We start from the raw sequence: 19,153 nt of genomic DNA on the forward strand, positions 1-19,153 counted from the left end.
TAGAGCAGCAATTTAAAAACTGGTTATGAGTGTAGACCTAATTTGGGTATGACTAAAATGAAACTTTAGCATTATATCTATGCGTATCACGCATTCTGTGACAATGCTGCGATAAAAATTAAAGCCAGTCGATTGACTGGCTTTAAGCTTGTTAAGAGAGGAAGAACTTGTATGACGGGTTGTCGGTTTCGTCCTTGCACTGGTAACCAAGTTCGCGCAGATGTGCTGAGAAGCGTGATAAGTCTGATTCATCAAGCTCAAAACCACATAGGACACGACCATAATCCGCACCGTGATTGCGATAGTTGAATAAGCTTATGTTCCAGTGTGTTCCGAGCGTGCTCAAGAATTTCAGTAGCGCTCCTGGGTACTCTGGGAACTCAAAGCTGTACAAACGTTCTTTGAGAGGCTTGGAAGGTTTACCACCAATCATGTAGCGTACGTGCAGTTTTGCCATTTCGTCATCGGAGAGGTCAACCACTGGATAGCCTCCATCACGTAGATCGTGAATGATGTGGTTTAGCTCATCTTGGCCACCTTGCAGGCGGACACCGACGAAAATATTGGCTAACGCATCATCGTTGTAACGGTAGTTAAATTCCGTTACCGCTCGGCCGCCAATGAGATTGCAGAACTCAAAGAAAGCGCCCTGACGTTCAGGAATCGTCACTGCCAGCAAGCCTTCACGTTTTTCACCCAGTTCACAACGCTCAGAAACGTAGCGTAGACCGTGGAAGTTGGTATTAGCCCCTGATAAAACCGTACCTAGATTCTTACCCTTAAGCTCGTTTTGCTCGGCAAACTTTTTCAATCCCGCCAAAGCTAACGCGCCAGAAGGTTCAGCAATCGCACGAGTGTCTTCAAAGATATCTTTGACTGCTGCACAGATTTCATCACTGGAAACAGAGATATGACCATCGATGAACTGCTGGCATAAACGGAACGTTTCTTCACCGATGCGTTTTACCGCAACACCGTCGGCAAACATGCTGACTTGGTCAAGCACCACAGGTTCGCCCGCATCGAGTGCTGCTTTTAGACAAGCAGAATCTTCAGGCTCAACCGCAATCACTTTGATTTCAGGCATCAGCTGTTTCACCAGTACCGCAACACCTGCAGCAAGACCGCCGCCACCGACAGGCACGAAGATGTAATCGAGATGGCCATTTTGCTGCAGCATCTCCATACCAATCGTCCCTTGACCTGCAATCACTAGAGGGTGATCGAATGGGGGCACAAAGGTGTAGCCATGCTCAGCAGACAAGCGCTCTGCTTCGGCCTTGGCTTCATCAAAGTTGCTGCCATGCAGAACTACGTTACCACCAAAACCGCGCACCGCTTCGACTTTGATGTCTGGGGTGGTTTTTGGCATCACAATGGTGGTCTTAATACCCAGCTTGGTGCCAGACAGTGCCATGCCTTGAGCGTGGTTACCTGCGGATGCTGCAATTACGCCTGCTGCTTTTTGTTCATCCGTGAGGCTCGCCACCATGTTGTAAGCACCGCGCAGCTTGAACGAGTGCACCGGTTGGCGGTCTTCACGCTTGATTTGTACATTGTTGCCAATGCGAGCTGCTAAGCGAGGCATTTCTTGAAGTGGCGTTACCGTTGCCACTTCGTAGACTGGAGCTCTTAATATCTGGCGCAGATAATCTGCGCCAGTTTGGTTTGTCAGAGTCATAAGCTAGTCCTCTAGCTTAGATTTATCTCGTACAGCGCCTTTGTCAGCACTGGTCGCCATACTTGCGTACGCTTTTAGTGCAAATGAAACTTCACGTTGACGGTCAACTGGTTTCCAGCCTAACTCGTCTTGTTTTGCACGGCGCTCAGCAAGCTCTTGTTCAGATACTTCTAGAGAGATTGAACGGTTTGGAATATCAATCGCGATAATATCGCCTTGTTTTACCAGACCAATTGCGCCGCCGTTTGCTGCTTCAGGAGAAGCGTGACCGATAGACAGACCTGATGTACCACCCGAGAAACGGCCATCCGTCAGCAGTGCACACTCTTTACCAAGACCCATCGATTTTAGGTAAGTGGTTGGGTAAAGCATTTCTTGCATGCCCGGACCACCTTTAGGGCCTTCATAACGAATCACCACAACATCACCGGCTTTGACTTTGCCGCCTAAGATGCCTTCAACCGCATCTTCTTGGCTTTCAAATACGACTGCAGGGCCAGTGAATTTATGGATGCTTTCATCTACGCCAGCTGTCTTAACGATACAGCCATCAAGGGCGATATTGCCTGAAAGTACCGCTAGACCACCTTCTTGTGAGAACGCGTTATCGATGGAACGGATACAACCTTCAGCGCGGTCATCATCAAGACGGTCCCAGCGACAATCTTGTGAAAACGCTTTAGTGGTACGAATACCAGCAGGGCCTGCGCGGAAGAACTTCAATACGTCTTCGTCTTCCGTTTGGATGATGTCGTATTTCGCAAGTTGCTCTTTCATCGAAAGACCAAGTACCGTGCGAGCTTGATTATGAAGTAGGCCTGCACGGTCCAGTTCACCAAGAATCGCCATCACACCACCTGCGCGGTGTACATCTTCCATGTGATATTTCTGGGTTGATGGTGCCACTTTACATAGGTGAGGAACCTGGCGAGATAGGCGATCGATATCTTCCATGTCGAAATCGACGTCACCTTCTTGCGCAGCTGCAAGTAGGTGAAGAATAGTGTTGGTAGATCCACCCATCGCGATATCGAGTGCCATCGCATTTTCAAACGCATCGAACGTTGCGATGTTGCGTGGCAATGCAGATTCGTCGTCTTGCTCGTAGTAACGTTTAGTGAGTTCAACAATGCGTTTACCCGCGTTGATGAAGAGCTGCTCACGGTCTGCGTGCGTTGCTAGCATAGAACCGTTACCTGGCTGAGATAGACCAAGTGCTTCGGTTAGACAGTTCATCGAGTTTGCCGTGAACATACCTGAACATGAACCGCAAGTCGGACACGCGCTACGCTCAATTTGCTCACTCTGATCGTCTGAGACTTTCGGGTCTGCGCCTTGGATCATCGCATCAACAAGGTCGAGCTTGATGATTTGGTCAGAAAGCTTGGTTTTACCCGCTTCCATTGGACCGCCAGAGACAAAGATCACAGGGATGTTTAGGCGCATTGACGCCATCAGCATTCCCGGAGTGATTTTGTCACAGTTAGAGATACATACCATGGCATCGGCGCAGTGCGCGTTGACCATGTACTCTACCGAATCTGCGATAAGCTCACGTGAAGGCAGCGAGTACAGCATGCCGCCGTGGCCCATCGCGATACCATCATCAACGGCGATGGTGTTAAATTCTTTGGCGATACCGCCCGCTTTTTCGATTTCACCTGCAACCAATTGGCCCATATCTTTTAGGTGAACGTGGCCTGGTACAAACTGGGTGAATGAGTTCACCACGGCGATGATCGGTTTACCGAAATCTTCGTCTTTGACACCTGTCGCACGCCATAAAGCGCGCGCACCGGCCATATTGCGTCCATGTGTTGTGGTTGCTGATCTGTATTTTGGCATTGTGTTACTTCCTATATTTGCCGGTGCTTTTTAAGCTTTTTCTGCGTCTTGTGGGTACACGTAATCGAGCCAACCCCATTTGTCTTCTGTAGTGCCATTGAATAGGCCGAAGTAAGCTTCTTGGAGCTCTTTGGTGATTGGGCCGCGTTTGCCTGTGCCGACTTCAATCTTATCGATAGTGGCAACAGGAACGACCTCTGCTGCTGTACCGGTCATAAAGACTTCATCTGCTAGGTAAAGTGCTTCACGAGCAATGTTTGCTTCACGAACTTCATAACCGCGATCACGAGCGATTGTCATGATGGAATCGCGAGTGATACCCGGCAGGATCGCACTGGTTGCTGGTGGCGTGGTGATAACACCATCTTTAATCACAAAGATGTTTTCGCCCGCACCTTCAGATAGGTAACCATCAACGCTTAGCGCGATACCTTCGTCGTAACCGTGACGACGGGCTTCACCGCCGACAAGTAGTGATGATAGGTAGTTACCCCCCGCTTTTGCTGCGGTAGGAATGGTGTTTGGTGCTGCGCGGTTCCAGCTAGAGATCATCGCGTCTACGCCTTTCTCTAGTGCTTCTTCACCTAGGTAAGAACCCCAAGGGAAAGCCGCAATGATCAGATCCATTTCAGTGCCGACTGGCGGGCATACACCTAGACCTACATTACCAACAAAGCCCAGTGGGCGAATGTAGGCGCTTTCAAGTTTGTTTTGACGCAGTGTTTCACGCGTCGCTTCCATGATCTCCTCAACCGTGTACGGGATTGGGAAGCGATAGATTTTTGCGGAATCTTTAAGGCGCTTTGCGTGCTCTAGATGGCGGAAGACAATTGGGCCTTTGGGTGTGTTGTAGCAACGTACACCTTCGAATACTGACGTTCCATAGTGCATCGCGTGAGTCAAAACGTGTACATTTGCCTCCGCCCAAGGAACCATTTCACCATTAAACCAAATGTAGTCTGCTGTTTTTGTAGCCATTTATTGCCTTCCTTATGCACAGATTTTTTGTTGTAGATTGTTATTTGGGAGTTCGTCACGAGCGATTTGCGTGACTTCAACGGTGCGCACATCCCAAAGCTTCTCAATTTGATTGGTTAAGAATGAGATAGGGCGATCGCTGTCGACAATGATTTCAACGCTGGCAACCTTGCTTTCGTGATTTTGAGTGCCAGCCACTTGTTTCACCACAAATCCGCGGTGACGCACGACGCGAAGAACACGCTCTAACAGTACCGGTTTATCGTCAGCTTTGATGTCGATTAAGTATCTTTCCATGTTAGGTGTTCTCCAGCATGTCATTGTTTGATGCACCTGGCGGTACAAGTGGCCATACGTTTTCTTCTTCATCGATTAAAACATGAAGTAAGTATGACGTCTTACTTTCTAGCATTTCTTTCAGTGCTGGCTCAACTTCTTCTTTCTTGGTGATGGTTTTTCCAGGAATATCAAAAGCTTTTGCTAGCATGACGAAATCTGGGTTGTCATCCAAAATCGTTTCACTGTGGCGTCCATCAAAGAACAGTGATTGCCATTGACGAACCATGCCTAGGCGTTGGTTATTGAGCAGAACGATTTTCACTGGGATTTGACGACGCTTAAGTGTCCCCAGCTCTTGCACGTTCATCATAAACGACCCATCACCTGTAATAAGGATAGATTGGTCATCAGGGCGCGCCACTGCCGCACCCATGGCAGCAGGAAGGCCAAAGCCCATGGTGCCAAGGCCTGCCGACGTGATGAAGTTTTGTGGTTCGCGTGGTTGAATGTGCTGCGCTGCCCACATTTGGTGTTGACCAACGTCGGTTGAGACGATCGAGCTGTCTGGCATCATGTCAGACAGCTGATTCAGCAGACCTGGGGCGTAGATAAGTTCGCCTGGGTGATTGTAGTTCCATTTAAAGTCACTACGCAGACTTTCACTGTGCTTCACCCAAGGGGTGATATCTTGCGTCAATTCAAGTTGAGGAAGAACGGCAGGGATCTCTCCACGTACTGGTGCATTGGCTTGGCGCAACTTGTGGATCTCTGCGGCATCGATATCGATATGGATGACTTTAGCGTTTGGCGCAAAGGTATCGAGCTTGCCCGTAACTCGGTCATCGAAACGGGCACCCACAGCAATCAATAGGTCACACTCTTGCACCACTAAGTTCGCCGCTTTGGTTCCGTGCATGCCTAGCATGCCGAGATAGTGCGGATCGTGACGTTCAATAGTGCCTAAGCCTTTTAGCGTACTGACCGATGGCATTGGATTTAAACGCAAGAACTCGCGCACTGCGTCAGTCGCATGACCAAGCTGAACACCGCCGCCAACATACATGACAGGACGTGAACTTTGCGATAACAAGGCTTGCGCTTTGGCTATATCGTCGTTGCTTGCAACTGGCATTGCAGGTAGTGTGAAAGGAGGAAGAAGAGTGACAGGTGCTTGACCTAATTGAACATCTTTTGCGATATCGACAATGACTGGACCGGGTCGCCCCGTTTTTGCCACTTCAAACGCTTCAGCAAGAGTTGGTGCTAGCTCATGAATGTCAGTGACAAGATAACTGTGCTTGGTACAGGAGAGAGACATACCGATCACATCCATTTCTTGGAATGCATCGGTACCGATGTGGGAGCTGGCAACCTGACCTGTTATCGCCACAAGGGGGATGGAGTCCATAAAGGCATCGGCAAGACCTGTTACTAGGTTGGTTGCGCCGGGCCCAGAAGTGGCCATACACACGGCAACATCCTGCGTTGCTCGCGCCATTCCTATGGCAGCCATTGCAGCGCCTTGTTCATGGCGGCAAAGAATGTGTTCGACGCCACCATCATAAAGGGCGTCATAGATTGGCATTATGGCACCACCAGGATAACCAAATACGGTTTTGATCCCTTGTTGTTTTAATGCGGCTACGACTAATTCGGCACCTGTCATCGTAAGCCTCCTTGTTTACCGCTTGAGCGATGTTGTGTTGCATTGCACTTCATGTGCGCTCCCATTCTTCCTGTCATCAGGGTCAAGAACGACGTTGACCAAGATGAACTCTATTTTAATTTTCTGGCGTAAGTTGTAAAAAAACCCCCGGACTTTTCAGTGCGGGGGTTTTTAAAATGCTGTGGTTATTTGTCGCCCACTAGCCCCCGCGTGGAATCAATAATGACCACGATAATCAGGAGAATCAGTGCGTTGAAGCGGGCGTTTAAATTCATAGTTCTTTTAAGTCTTTTGGTACTCAATACTGGTACGAAATTGTTTGCGTCACTAGTGGTAACATACAATTCCGTTAAATGACAAGCAAAAACTCATACTTTTTTCACATTCTTTCAGCAACTGGGCAGGCTATATAACAACCTTGATGACAAATTCAGCGAACTATCAGGGAGATAAATAATGGATTGGAATGTGAGTCAATTATGGGGTTAGCCATCATCCATAGCCGAGCCTCTGTGGGAGTTGAAGCGCCCAGCGTCACAGTTGAAGTCCACATCAGTAATGGAATGCCAGGGTTTACCTTGGTTGGTCTACCGGAAACAACCGTCAAAGAATCCCGCGATCGGGTGCGTAGCGCGATTATTAATTCTCGTTTTGAGTTTCCAGCCAAGCGGATTACGGTCAATTTAGCCCCAGCAGATTTACCTAAAGAGGGAGGCCGCTTTGATCTGCCGATCGCGCTGGGCATCCTTGCCGCTTCAGAGCAGATTCCCTTAACCCATTTGGCCGACAAGGAGTTTATTGGTGAATTGGCGTTATCGGGAGAGTTGCGGCGCGTAAAAGGTGTGTTACCTGCGGCATTGGCGGCGAATCGAGCGCAACGTTGTTTAGTGGTTCCGCAGAATAATGGGGACCAAGCGGCATTGGTGGGTGAAGACCAGCATAAGTCAGCCAGCACTTTGTTGGAGGTCTGCGCGGCGTTGTGTGGCCAAAATGAACTGCAGCTCTACCAATCTCCACACGAGATGTCGTCTCCCGCGCTAGAGCGTGACTTGCAAGATATTATTGGCCAGCAACAAGGGAAGCGTGCACTAGAGATCGCTGCTGCGGGCAATCACAATCTCCTATTTCTTGGTCCGCCGGGGACGGGGAAAACCATGCTCGCCTCTCGCCTTTGTGATTTGTTGCCCGAAATGACCGACGAGGAGGCGATGGAAACGGCCTCCGTTGCCTCTCTAACGCAGCAAGAAATTAATGCCTACAACTGGAAACAGCGTCCATTTCGGTCGCCGCACCACTCTAGCTCGACTGCAGCATTGGTGGGCGGTGGGTCAGTACCGAGACCTGGAGAGATCTCTTTGGCGCACAATGGTTTGCTGTTTCTTGATGAAATGCCCGAATTTGAGCGCAAAGTGTTGGATTCTTTGCGTGAGCCTCTGGAATCAGGGGAAATTATTATTTCTCGTGCTCAAGGGAAAACGCGTTTTCCTGCTCGCTTTCAATTGGTCGGCGCACTCAACCCGAGTCCGACAGGTTACTATGAAGGCAATCAGTCTCGAGTGAACCCTCAAGTGATTTTGCGTTATTTAAGTCGCCTATCTGGGCCGTTATTAGACCGGTTTGATATGTCGCTAGAGATTCCCGCTTTGCCCAAAGGAACCTTGGCGGAAGGAGGGGATCGCGGTGAAACAACTCAAGTGGTGAAGCAGCGAGTTATTGAGGCGCGCGAGAGAATGCTGAGTCGATCAAACAAAGTGAATGCTTTGCTAGGCAGTCGTGAAATTGAGCGATATTGCCCACTACGTAAAGAAGATGCCCAGTTTCTGGAAAGCGCATTACACCGATTGGGCTTGTCTATTCGTGCTTATCATCGAATTATCAAGGTGGCACGCACCATTGCTGATTTGGAGGGGGCAGAGCGCATTGAACGTAATCATTTGGCGGAAGCGTTAGGTTATCGTTCGATGGATAGGCTACTCAAGCAGTTAACGGCTCAAGCTGTATAGAAAGGCTCGCGAAATGCGAGCCTTGATGGTCTGAGAGCTTTGCGTTAAAAGCGGTAGTTTATACCAGCGGAAACCAATGACTCTTGGGTATCGTAGAAGTTTATATTGGCTTGGTTAGAGCCGTAACCCGCAAGACCAATCAGCGACCAGTTTTGCCATCCCATAAACTGCTTGTACTCGTAGGCGGCGAATAAGCTCCACTCGCCATCCTCGCGTGTTTTGTTATACAGCGGATTTTCTTCGTCATAAGAACGAGTGGTGTAGCCAGCCGTGAGAGCGAGCTGATGACGATTCATGATCTTGAAGTAGGAAATTTCGCCGCCGACAGAGTTAAGAGAATTCGCCTCTCCCTTGGCGTCGGTTTTGATAAACGTCATCGAGGGTTGGATAAAAGCGGTTCGGCTTAGAGGGAATCGGTAACTGCCTTTGATGTAGTAGGATTGGGCATCACGTCTGAGACGATTTGCTTCAGCGCTAGTAAGTTGAGAAGTGCCCGACGCTTCGTCTTCCACGTCTTTATTGGCATAAGCGGTATCGATACTCAAGCCGCTGCCAAACAGATTGCTGAGTTTGAGTCGGTAGGCATGACCAGTTTCTTCTGTTGTACTGCGCTTCTCTCCGACGAGATAAGGGTCTTCCCATGTCTTGCCTGACATAATTGTTGGTAGGTATGAAATGTCGACAACGGTACCTGAGCCGAGCTTATGCTTGTAGCCCACTTCGAGTGCTAGCGTACCTACCGCCAAATCTTCACGGGACGTACCCACATAAAATTGCTGATTAAGTGGTACGCCAAAGGTATAGGCTAAATTGCCAAGGGGGGCGGCAATAAATCCATTGTCACTTGATGGCTGATGATCAAGGCTATCGATGGTTTTATCACCAGACGTATTAAAGTTGGATGTGGAAGAGGTGTATCCGACATTAAAGCTCAGCTCTCCACTAAAGCCCGCGCTATCCGAGAGTTGGGCGAAAGCTGGGCTGGCAAAGAGCGAGAGAGTAAGCACTGATAATGTTGTTTTCATAAGTTTTCTTCCTAGATCTAACGTTGGTTGTATGGCCTGAGTAACCTAACTAATCTGACCATAGTCGCAGTGATTCCAATGTGCTTGAGGACCAGTATAATTACACGCTGTTTTATTGTTCATATATGAACCTCATTAAACTTTCATACGGAGCTCACAATTAATCGCTATGTTGGCCTATCTGACTCTTATCCTAAACGTTGTGTTGGTTGCTTTAAACTCCGCTGTCTGCTCTTTAATCATTTGTATCATCGCTGTGTTTAAGATTGTATTACCCACCGCCCTGTTAAAAGCTAAAGCGACTGAAATGGCGAACAAGACAATGTGGCTTTGGGCATCCATTAATGCAGTCATCTTGGCCATGTTCAATCGAGTTGATTGGGACATAGAAGGTGGAGATGAGCTGAAAAAACACGGTTGGTACTTGCTGATTAGCAACCATTTAAGTTGGACCGATATCGTGGTGCTTTGCTGCGTGTTTAAAGATCGTATTCCAATGCCGAAGTTTTTCCTTAAACAGCAGCTACTGTATGTGCCTTTTATTGGGATGGCTTGCTGGGCGCTCGATATGCCGTTTATGCGTCGTTACTCGCGAGAATACTTGATTCGTCATCCGGAAATGCGGGGTAAAGACTTAGAAACGACGCGCCGTTCATGTGAAAAGTTCAAATACTCTCCCACAACGGTGGTGAACTATGTGGAAGGCACGCGCTTTACACCGGAAAAGCAGCGCAAGAGTAAAGCCGGTTACGATTACCTACTTCAACCCAAAACGGGTGGCATCGCCTATACGCTAGCGGCAATGGGGGATCAGTTTGAGAATATTATTGATGTGACTCTCGCCTACCCAGAAAACACCCATAAACCTTTTCGAGACATGTTGATGGGGCGAATGACGAAAGTGGTGGTTCGGATAAATGTCTTGCCTGTCGATCAGCAAGTTCGAGGTGATTACTTTAAAGATAAGCCGTTTAAGCGTCAGTTCCAGCAGTGGCTGGGTAATGTATGGCAAGAGAAAGATGAGTTACTGAAAGAGATTTATCACAAGCAATCATAGAAAAGGGAGCGAAACGCTCCCTTTTTAGTGTGTTTATTTTTGTGTCAGCAAGTAGTTAACCAGTTCAAAATATTCATCAATCGTTTTGATGCTTTGCGCTTGAACCAAGTACTTGTTATTCACCACGACAGCGGGTACACCTGATAAACCGCTATCTTTAAACTGTTTGTCGAAGCGACGAACCATTGAGTCCACCGCAAAACCGTTAAATGCCGCGTCAAATTTTTTCGCATCCACACCTTCATCTAGGAAAATCTGGCGTAACTCTTCGTCATTTTTAGGTGCTTTACGCATGTTGTGAATACGGTTAAACAGCACAGGTGTCATTTTGTCTTCCACTTTTAGCACCAGCATGGTTGCGTATGCCTTGCTCATGGACTCGCCCATGTTTCCGCCCATGAACGAAACGTGGTTCTTTTGGAACTTTGCGTTGTCAGGCAACTGCGCTTTCAACTGCTGAATGATAGGTTCAAAGGTATTACAGTGAGGGCAGTAGAAAGAGAAAAATTCGGTCACAGTTGGCTTTTTAGATGCTTCTAGCTCAAGAACCTTAAAATGCTCGCCTTCTTTAAATTGCGCTGCGTGAGCAGTAAGGCTCAGCATCAAGGTTGCAAATAGTGCAAACAGCTTTTTCATTATTGACTCCATGTTTGTCGTTGTTTGGCTTTTTACCACTGCGGCATCAGTGATAATGGTGGCTCATTCAGTGCTGAGATTTGTTCTTTGAATGCCAACACTTGGCTTTCCCAATATTTTGGATCATCAAACCATGGGAAGGCGAGCGGGAAAGCAGGATCCTGCCATCTTTTTGCTAACCATGCCATATAGTGCACCATACGTAGACCGCGTAATGGTTCGATTAGTTTCAATTGATTCGAATCAAAGTCACTAAATTCTTGGTAGGCTTCCAAGAGAATGTCCAGTTGCATCAGCTTATCGGCACGCTCTCCGTTGAGCAACATCCATAGATCTTGAATCGCGGGTCCATTGCGAGCGTCATCCAAGTCGACAAACATAGGCCCATCACGCCATAAGATGTTACCAGGGTGGCAATCGCCGTGGAGACGAATCTGGGAACTTGGCGTTGTCCAATGCTGCTCAAGCGTTTTGATCAGTAGGTCTAGATCGTTAAAAAAAGCATTCTCTAGGTGCATTGGAATAAACTGAGAGTTTTGCAGCAAGGTACGAGGCTGATAAAGATATTCGTCTAAGCTGATGGAGGGGCGGTGCTCAAATGTCTGTTTTGCGCCAACCTTGTGAATACGTCCTAGGAATCGGCCAACGCCTTCGAGTTGTTCCAAATTATCCACTTCAAACTGGCGTCCGCCGACGCTCGCAAACAAGGCAAACAGATAGCCTTGGTATTGATGGAGTGACTGACCGTTGACGATGACAGGAGGCGCGACTGGAATCTCGGATTCGATCAGCTCAAGGGTAAAGTCGTGCTCTTCTTGAATCTGAGCTTGGCTCCAGCGTTCTGGTCGGTAAAACTTAACCACGTAGCGTTGGCGCTCTTCATCAGTAAATTGGTAGACGCGGTTTTCGTAGCTGTTGAGGGCCAAGAAACCGGATTCTGCGCGAATGCCAATGCTTTCCAGTGCGTACCACATAAAGTCTGGCGTCAGAGCATCAAAGTTAAAAGCGTGTTGAGTCATAAATAAAAAAGGCTCATTGCTGGGCTTTTTGCCTCTCAGTCATAAAACGTGATTAAGCATAAAGCGTTGATTTAAAAGGTTTCACACTTGCTGTTAAATCTCAAAAAACATCATGCGTGGTCTAGTGTGTGGACACTTTGTGGACGCACCATTCTCAGTGGATTGCGCTTCACGGCATCGGTTAAATGTTCAGGGGCAAGGTGCGCATAAACCATCGTCTGATTGATGCTAGCATGGCCCAATATTTCTTTTAGTGTCAGTATATCACCACCATTCATCATAAAATGACTTGCGAAAGTATGGCGAAGTACGTGAACCTTTTGCCCTTTCGGAAGTTCAAAGCCTAGCTCATCAAATACACGGTATAAGCGTTTTTGTGGATCATCGGTAAACAGCTTGCCCCCTTCTAGCGGGTAAATTTCATTGTATAGCTGTTCGTCGATTGGAACGGTTCTTGGTTTGCCTGTTTTTGTATTGGTAAACCGAATACGAAATGGACTCAAGTTACTGGATTTTAGAGTTACAGTTTCACGCCACCTTGAACCAGTCGCTAAGCAAATCTCGACTATTTTCAACAGCTCCCAATCATCATCTAGTGCATCAAGTAGCCGCTCTATCTGACTGGCTGTTAAGTAGGTCATTTCTGACTTTTCTGGCGTGGGTTGTTTGAGTCCATGCAAAGGGTGTGAACCTTTGAAGTCACCCGTTTCAATCAAAACAGAAAACACATTACTCAAGCATGAGGTTAGCCGTCTGACAGTGTTCGCTTTCTGGCCTTTGGCTAAGCGTTCAAGCTGCCAGTTCGTAATCAAAGAGTTGTTTATCTTATCGACCGTTGGATCGCCTAAGTCTTTACAAACAAGGTCTACTTTTTTTCGGTAGTTGTCGGCGGTGCGTTTGAGCTGGCCGGACTTAACCCACCACAACTCTATTAGCTCGGAAAGATGGCGTTTATCAACGGGTGTCCCAAGCCACTCTTTGTTGTGATGAGTCGCTAGGATATGTTTCTCGTACGCAATAGCCTCGCTTTTCTTTTCGAACTTCTTACGAAAGCGAGGTCCTTGTCGTCCAGCAGGGCGAATATCAACCGCCCATTTTTCACCATCTTTCTTCAAACTCATAATATCGGCTTCATTAATGTAGTAACTGCTTTACCAATGATTTTGAAATTTCGGCCATTGTTATGATTTATCTGGAAATTCTTATGTGCAGGATTGTCTGAAATCACCTCGTAAACGCCGTCAGCAATATCCCAACGTAAGCGTTTCACATAAACGGCATCATCAATTCTTATTACATAAACGCCATTCGCAACAGGGTGTTGTTGCTCTCGAATATCAACTAGAAGTCGATCTTTGTGGTTCAGAGTTGGTTCCATTGAGTCACCATCCACATAGATTACTGCGGCTGTAAACTCATCTAGGTTGAAATCTTTTAACCAATCGCATGGGATTTGTAGCATCCCAATTTGAAACTCACTATTGATTAAGTTTCCCGCTCCGGCGGCAGCATGCACATCAAACAACTTTAAATTACACCATTCGTTTATTGTAGATATTGGTTGAATGGAAGCTGGCAAATTAGCTCCATGTAATTCTTCTGATTGGATATAACGTTCCCATTCAGATGCTTGGGTCTCGTAGAAATCTTGAACGCTTTTATCAAATACCTCGCCTAAATTTTGCTTATCTAATTCTGTGGCGTACTTCTCATAAAGCGACTTTTGTATATCAAAGTGAAAGTTGGAAATATGGTATTCCATAGCCTTTCCTTTCACCGATGCTTTTCTTTTTAACCAATTGTTTCTACTGGCTTTTCTTGATACTGCGGTAGTCGAGTTTGGCATGCCTTCCAAGTGCATTAGCTCTGTACTTAAAAACCATTCCTTCATAATTTCTCCCGTGACACCTATTGACACTTACAGATTGTTTTATTTAACCTTGTAAGTGTCAGTAAAGGTCAGATAAAACAGTTTTGAGGGTTTAAGTATATGTTAGAACATAAAAACAAATCAGGAAACGTCACGAACAACCATTTTGCGCCATTTGTGACGCCTGAGAAATATGCAGAATTGACAGGTTTTACGGTTGAAGCGGTCAAAAATCAGGTTCAAAGAGGAAAACTACCAGTTCTCAAGCGCTCTTCCGTCAATGATTCTCGTCGAACCTTAATCAATATGCGCGCGTTGGAGTTGTTCGCTTTGGAGCAAGCGGAACAGCATCAAGACTGGAAAGCGGCAATGTAGAGGGCGACTGATATGAATACACCAGTTCACGCAATCAATATTGATTTTACTCACTCAAGCGAAGCTAAAGCACTGCTTGAGGTGATTGATTCACGAATGGCACCAGTGCCAGATTCAGAAGTGTATCTAGATCGAGTTAGTAACCAACTCAAAGAAGCGATTGAACTACTTGAGAGTTTGGAGGTGTAGCCATGCCGACCGAGCAAGGACTAAAAATCCTAGACGAAATTAAGGCTAAATGGTTCCCGAATGGATACCGTCCACAACCTCAAGGCGGGAAAGATTTCCGCTTTAGCCGTAAAGGTCAGGCTGAGTTTAAGAAGGCCGCACGACTTCAAGCCATTAAGCACAAAGAGATTTTAGTTTGAACCACTTATACGAACCGCAAGCTGAGCGAGAGTTTACCAATGTTCTTAGCCCACACGATGTGGGCTATGTGACAGCCCTAGCTCAAGATGTCACCACAACTGAGAAAAACATAGCCGCTATTGAGAGCGGTTTTTTTAGTACTCCAAATTCTGATTGGATGGAAAGTGAGTTGAACAAGGTTCGTTCTGCGGAGCAAGTTCACTTCCATAACACCAAGGAGTCGGCTGAAACTTGGCAGTTAGTTCAAGATGGAAAGCTCACGTTAATCACCCCCGAATATTTCAACAATCCTAAGCGCGAAGCGCACGCCGTAGGCGTGGAGACACTAGGCTTGTCAAAGGGCGGCAAAGTCCGACACACCAACCGCAAGCACTTAGAACGGTTTATTACCCGCTCACGCCGTCTCAAACCGCGAGCAAAAAGCGAGAGCGTTTACGTTGAACCCCAATGCTATGGCTCTGAACATATTGCACAGCAAACCGGATGGGTGCGAGATAGCGAGAGCAAGAAACTCGATTTCATTCCAAACAAGGGAATGAGCCGCGCCTACCTGCTAAAACGTGATTGGTCGAAGCAAGTTAAGTTGCAAGTGACGTATCACCCAAGCCCAAGTGATGCTCCACAAGCCCCAACGGGTGAGCGCAACACGGAAAAACTGTCTCAAAGCGCGGTTAAGAAAATATTTGAATCGGGTGCTTATGTAGCCGCGTGTCATGGTGGGTTTACCACTTTCCTGACGCTCACGTTTAACGACTTTGAGCGCGCAAAGCTGTTTGCTACTGATTCCAATGTTCATTTGACTTCGCAAGGTTGCGAGTTTACACCGCTTTCAGATGATATGGCCCCATATTCGCCGTTACAAATCACGATTGGTAGTGAGGTGTCGCGTTTTCTCGATGGAGTAAAGCGCATGTTTCATCGTGGTTTCAGCTACAAACAAAGTCACCTATCTGGGCAAGCTAATTTACCCCTTGAGGGGGATGATGTTCGAGTGGCAGGGCATTACAAACCCGTGTCATTGAAGGGAAAGAAAAAGAAAGTGGAGCTTTTCGGCCCTGCTAAGCCGTTAAGTTCTAAGCGTTGGGAAGCAAGACCTATTTGGGGGTGTGAAAGCCAGTGTGAATTAGTAGGCCCCGCGCGCGGCAAAGCGGATTTTCATTATATTTGGGTGGCTGAGTGTCCGACCAACGAACACGGTCAACCTAACCCCCATGTGCATGTGTTGTTGAACTGGCAAGTGGCCCCCGAACATTTCCAAGCGTGGGCGAAACGCATTGAGCGGTTGTGGGGGCATGGTATCGCCCACTTGGAGCGTATCCAGTACAAAGACGCGGCTGCGAGTTACCTTATTAAGGCTGTGGGGTATGCCGCCAAAGGTGACAACGAAGACCAAGGGCTTATTAAAGGAAACCGCTACAACATAGCTCGTTGCAGTCGAGCACCAGATTGGGAGGCGTTGGCGAGCTTTGATGTACACAACATGACCGGAATTATTAAAGAGTGTGGCTACCGATTGGAGCGATGGCGCGCACCCATTAAGCGATCTATTAACCGAAAACAAACCCTAAAATCTGAGACGAAGAAGGCTATCGACATCAACAAAAAATCTCGAAAAGTTGATGTGGTAGTGAAGCTCAATCGATTAATGAAGCAGCTCGACAAAGAAATCAAAGCAGAAAAAGAGCACTTGCGAAGTCGTGGTGTATTCGCCAGTTCAGGGAATCAGTTCTGTATCAGCTTCGAGGGCGAAGATTGCGACGACAAAGCGAATGAGTTTTTAGAGTGGGCGGCGGGGGCTCGTGGTTGGAGTATGCGCACCGACGATATTTATATTGATGATATTCGTCTTGAAGCCAAAGACCGTTATCGACGCGACTTTGAGGCTTGGCTACTCAAGCAATCGGATTGGCGGAGCCAGCTAGAACAACCTATACCGCCGTTGATCTCCGAAGAGATACACAACGAGCTAATGAGCCGAAACATGAGTGAACTTGAGCAGTATTTTCAGTTTCACTAACCAAACACGCCAACGATGGGAATCAGGGGCATCTTATTAACTAACGTCGTGAGACAGAGGAAAACCAATGAAATCACTCTCTATTCAAGAATGTCAGCGTGACCTTGCCGCGTTAGATGCGGCAGACCAATTAACGGCCAACGTTGAGAACGAAGTGAAAAAGCTCAAAGACATGGACATGAGCAAGCTAATGAGCAAAGCCACCAAGATGTTAATGACGGGCTCGTTTTCACTGGAAGCGTTAGGGCTTGTGCCCAACTTCTTCGAGCAAATTGAGCAGTTAACCAAGCTCAACAATGTGGCGCGTAAGAAATACCGCGCTCATGTGACCGCTAACCTCAACCAGTTAGATGGAATTGAAGAGGCGCAAGTGGTGGAGGGTAGCCATGAGTAAACATCCGAATCCAGTTCGAGGCTATGTGCCTTGTCCGGTTTGCTCAAGCGTTGCAACGGTACATCAAGTGGGGGAAGGGCGGTTGATTGCCGAAGGCGAGCCACCGAAGAACAGCCGCAATCTTGGTTTGAAGTATTACAAGTGCCCAAGTTGCGGTAATAGCTCCATGAGCAAAAGCGTTGATAAGTACATTGATGAGCACTTTTCAACGGATAAGGACACGGTAGCACAAACGCTCGAAGCGCTAGATTCAACCGAAGCCAACACACTAGAAACCGTTGAACGCGTTGAGCCTGATGCTATCGCTGAGCCCAGTGATAGCAAGGTTGAAAGCACTGAGTTAACCGAAAGAGAAACCGAAGAGAAAGCGCCCGTCTCAAAGTCGTTCTTCTCGTTCAAGCGTGTATTGACTGCACTTGGTGTACTGATTGTCCTACTGTGGGCTTTTCGCTTATTGATGCCAAAACCACAATCTGAGGAGGTCGCCAATGCAGCAACCGAATGAAACCTTGGAGCCATTGACTGAGGGCGATGATTGGGGCGATTTTGGCGGGTTTATCAAGCAGCTTGAAACCGAAGAGTCACCCACTGAGCTAACCGAAGAAACCGCACCAGAAACCGAAGGGCTGAACGATGAAGCGCTGCAAGGTTTTATGGGGGTGATGTTCACCTTGTGCGAACAAGCCACCTGCATTATTTCCGGAGTGGAATTTAGTTTTGATGAAAAAGGCAAAACCGAAGTGATCAATGCGGCGGTGCCTGTGCTCAATAAACATGGCGGCAGCATTATGGCCGTGTTTGGGGATTACATCGAAGAGGCCACGCTACTGATTGCGGTGCTTGGTCTGATTTACACCTCAAAGCGCACCATCAAAGAGTTAGCGATGCAAAAAGCGGAGGAGGAAAAGCGCAATGTCGAAAAAGCCAAAGCCGCTCAACCTGCCTAATCCGGTGAACTCCAACCCGTCACACGATGCAGAGCATGTGATTTATGTGGCGGGAACGGGCGGGGGTAAAACCTCGGCAGTGAAGCATTTGGGGCTCGTGCCGAAAGCCTCTCAAGCGGTGTTCTTTGACCCGTACCGAAATTATGCGGGGGCGAAGTTTCAGGGACAGATGTGTCATGGCACGGAATCTCGCGCCGCGTTCGTCAAATCGTTGGTGATGGCTCGTCGCTCCGGTCAGTCGTTTAAGCTCGCGTACATTCCCAAGGGCGGGGCAACGGCTGACGAACTGGAGTTCTTTAGCGCCGTGGTGTGGGCGATGGGGAACGGCCATGCGCCCAAGCTGCATACCGTTATTGAAGAGTTGGCGAGCTGCGTTGAGACCTCCGGCAAGCTCAAGGGCAAAGCGGGGGAGCTGCTTCGCGGTGGTCGTCAGTATGGTTTAGTGATTCACACCGTGTTTCAGCGTGGTCAGGAAGTGCCAAAAACCGTGACCGAACAATCCTCGACTTGGTGGATTGGCGCGGTCAACTCGATGTCCGATGCCAAATGGTTGGCTGACAAAAAAGGCTTAGAGATTAGCGAGATTGCCTCGCTGGTCTCCGCCAAGGTCAACAAGCAAAAAATCAACAAGCCGATTGCTGAATACATGCTCGTGCGTGACGGGATTGGTAACGTTGAAAAGCGCGCGTTTAACTGCCAAACAGGGGCGAAAGTCTCCCTAAACTATCGGTGACGCTCTTCACACTCCAACCTATAGGTTAGCCACTTAACCTATAGGTTGCCTTCCGTTGTCTAACTCGTTTTTTCCTCGCTTAATCAAGGCTCTTTTCAACCTGTGACGAATTGGAAACAACATGAAAGCACAACACAAAAACATGTTAATCACGGCCTTGCTGACCATCATCATCTTGGCGGCGATTAACAACATTGCGGCCATGAAAACTCTGAAAGAAACCATCAACGGCAAAACTGGCTGGTTCTAAGGAGAACGG

At 47.7% G+C, this 19,153-nt stretch carries 21 protein-coding genes; 11 read left to right on the forward strand and 10 right to left on the reverse strand.

Translation table 11 applies throughout. The features are described 5' to 3' along the window. Positions 1-151: 151 nt before the first annotated feature. From ilvA to ilvG, 5 genes are read right to left on the reverse strand one after another with little or no spacing between them, the layout of a single operon-like run. Positions 152-1,681, reverse strand: a complete 1,530-nt coding sequence (ilvA, locus tag ACUALS_RS00085; RefSeq protein WP_038191789.1) for a threonine ammonia-lyase, biosynthetic — start codon at positions 1,679-1,681, stop codon at positions 152-154. 3 nt (positions 1,682-1,684) lie between these two features. Next, entirely contained in the window at positions 1,685-3,526 is a 1,842-nt protein-coding gene (gene ilvD / locus ACUALS_RS00090; RefSeq protein WP_454448577.1) for a dihydroxy-acid dehydratase, read from the reverse strand. A gap of 30 nt (positions 3,527-3,556) precedes the next feature. Beyond that, complete coding sequence (ilvE, locus tag ACUALS_RS00095) at positions 3,557-4,504, reverse strand: branched-chain-amino-acid transaminase (RefSeq protein ID WP_005472570.1); 948 nt, start codon at positions 4,502-4,504, stop codon at positions 3,557-3,559. Between the two features lie 12 nt (positions 4,505-4,516). Continuing rightward, a complete protein-coding gene (gene ilvM / locus ACUALS_RS00100; RefSeq protein ID WP_005472540.1) occupies positions 4,517-4,801 on the reverse strand; it encodes an acetolactate synthase 2 small subunit in 285 nt (94 codons plus the stop codon). Between the two features lies 1 nt (position 4,802). After that, entirely contained in the window at positions 4,803-6,449 is a 1,647-nt protein-coding gene (gene ilvG, locus ACUALS_RS00105) for an acetolactate synthase 2 catalytic subunit (RefSeq protein ID WP_454448578.1), read from the reverse strand. Between the two features lie 479 nt (positions 6,450-6,928). Here ilvG and ACUALS_RS00110 point away from each other — a divergent pair, with 479 nt between their 5' ends. Then, the gene (locus ACUALS_RS00110; protein ID WP_038191785.1) at positions 6,929-8,452 is read left to right on the forward strand and encodes a YifB family Mg chelatase-like AAA ATPase; all 1,524 of its coding nucleotides are present in this window, start codon (positions 6,929-6,931) and stop codon (positions 8,450-8,452) included. Positions 8,453-8,496: 44 nt separating this feature from the next. Here the strand turns inward: ACUALS_RS00110 and ACUALS_RS00115 are convergent, their stop codons facing one another. Then, positions 8,497-9,477 (reverse strand): DUF2860 domain-containing protein, encoded by a 981-nt coding sequence (locus tag ACUALS_RS00115; protein ID WP_454448579.1) that lies wholly within the window; start codon positions 9,475-9,477, stop codon positions 8,497-8,499. Positions 9,478-9,646: 169 nt separating this feature from the next. On the opposite strand from ACUALS_RS00115, the gene ACUALS_RS00120 reads away from it, so the two are divergent. Then, positions 9,647-10,534, forward strand: a complete 888-nt coding sequence (locus ACUALS_RS00120) for an acyltransferase (protein ID WP_005472613.1) — start codon at positions 9,647-9,649, stop codon at positions 10,532-10,534. Positions 10,535-10,567: 33 nt separating this feature from the next. On the opposite strand, the gene ACUALS_RS00125 is transcribed toward ACUALS_RS00120, so the two are convergent. From ACUALS_RS00125 to ACUALS_RS00140, 4 genes are all read right to left on the reverse strand, one after another. Beyond that, complete coding sequence (locus tag ACUALS_RS00125) at positions 10,568-11,170, reverse strand: thiol:disulfide interchange protein DsbA/DsbL (RefSeq protein WP_038141321.1); 603 nt, start codon at positions 11,168-11,170, stop codon at positions 10,568-10,570. A 32-nt stretch (positions 11,171-11,202) separates the two neighbouring features. Continuing rightward, complete coding sequence (locus ACUALS_RS00130) at positions 11,203-12,189, reverse strand: serine/threonine protein kinase (protein ID WP_454448580.1); 987 nt, start codon at positions 12,187-12,189, stop codon at positions 11,203-11,205. 110 nt (positions 12,190-12,299) lie between these two features. After that, complete coding sequence (locus tag ACUALS_RS00135) at positions 12,300-13,310, reverse strand: phage integrase (RefSeq protein WP_269979671.1); 1,011 nt, start codon at positions 13,308-13,310, stop codon at positions 12,300-12,302. Further along, a complete protein-coding gene (locus ACUALS_RS00140) occupies positions 13,307-14,080 on the reverse strand; it encodes a helix-turn-helix domain-containing protein (protein WP_269979672.1) in 774 nt (257 codons plus the stop codon). Before ACUALS_RS00140 ends, ACUALS_RS00135 begins: the two co-directional genes overlap by 4 nt. 99 nt (positions 14,081-14,179) lie before the next feature. Here ACUALS_RS00140 and ACUALS_RS00145 point away from each other — a divergent pair, with 99 nt between their 5' ends. The 9 genes from ACUALS_RS00145 to ACUALS_RS00185 all read left to right on the forward strand — a co-directional run bounded on the left by ACUALS_RS00145 (position 14,180) and on the right by ACUALS_RS00185 (position 19,144). After that, positions 14,180-14,434: a hypothetical protein gene (locus ACUALS_RS00145; RefSeq protein WP_269979673.1), complete on the forward strand. Its 255-nt coding sequence runs from the start codon at positions 14,180-14,182 to the stop codon at positions 14,432-14,434. Positions 14,435-14,446: 12 nt separating this feature from the next. Then, positions 14,447-14,623: a hypothetical protein gene (locus ACUALS_RS00150; RefSeq protein ID WP_269979674.1), complete on the forward strand. Its 177-nt coding sequence runs from the start codon at positions 14,447-14,449 to the stop codon at positions 14,621-14,623. A gap of 2 nt (positions 14,624-14,625) precedes the next feature. Continuing rightward, a complete protein-coding gene (locus ACUALS_RS00155) occupies positions 14,626-14,802 on the forward strand; it encodes a hypothetical protein (RefSeq protein WP_331399061.1) in 177 nt (58 codons plus the stop codon). After that, entirely contained in the window at positions 14,799-16,820 is a 2,022-nt protein-coding gene (locus tag ACUALS_RS00160; protein ID WP_454448581.1) for a rolling circle replication-associated protein, read from the forward strand. Before ACUALS_RS00155 ends, ACUALS_RS00160 begins: the two co-directional genes overlap by 4 nt. 67 nt (positions 16,821-16,887) lie before the next feature. Continuing rightward, the gene (locus tag ACUALS_RS00165) at positions 16,888-17,214 is read left to right on the forward strand and encodes a hypothetical protein (protein ID WP_454448582.1); all 327 of its coding nucleotides are present in this window, start codon (positions 16,888-16,890) and stop codon (positions 17,212-17,214) included. Continuing rightward, positions 17,207-17,719, forward strand: coding sequence for a hypothetical protein (locus ACUALS_RS00170; RefSeq protein ID WP_454448583.1), 513 nt, complete (start codon positions 17,207-17,209; stop codon positions 17,717-17,719). Before ACUALS_RS00165 ends, ACUALS_RS00170 begins: the two co-directional genes overlap by 8 nt. Continuing rightward, entirely contained in the window at positions 17,703-18,161 is a 459-nt protein-coding gene (locus tag ACUALS_RS00175; protein WP_038215978.1) for a hypothetical protein, read from the forward strand. The genes ACUALS_RS00170 and ACUALS_RS00175 overlap by 17 nt, the downstream gene beginning before the upstream one ends. Next, complete coding sequence (locus tag ACUALS_RS00180; protein WP_454448584.1) at positions 18,127-18,894, forward strand: hypothetical protein; 768 nt, start codon at positions 18,127-18,129, stop codon at positions 18,892-18,894. The genes ACUALS_RS00175 and ACUALS_RS00180 overlap by 35 nt, the downstream gene beginning before the upstream one ends. A 121-nt stretch (positions 18,895-19,015) precedes the next feature. Then, complete coding sequence (locus tag ACUALS_RS00185) at positions 19,016-19,144, forward strand: hypothetical protein (protein ID WP_005475944.1); 129 nt, start codon at positions 19,016-19,018, stop codon at positions 19,142-19,144. Positions 19,145-19,153 lie beyond the last annotated feature (9 nt).

This window comes from Vibrio sp. NH-7, from assembly GCF_053643215.1.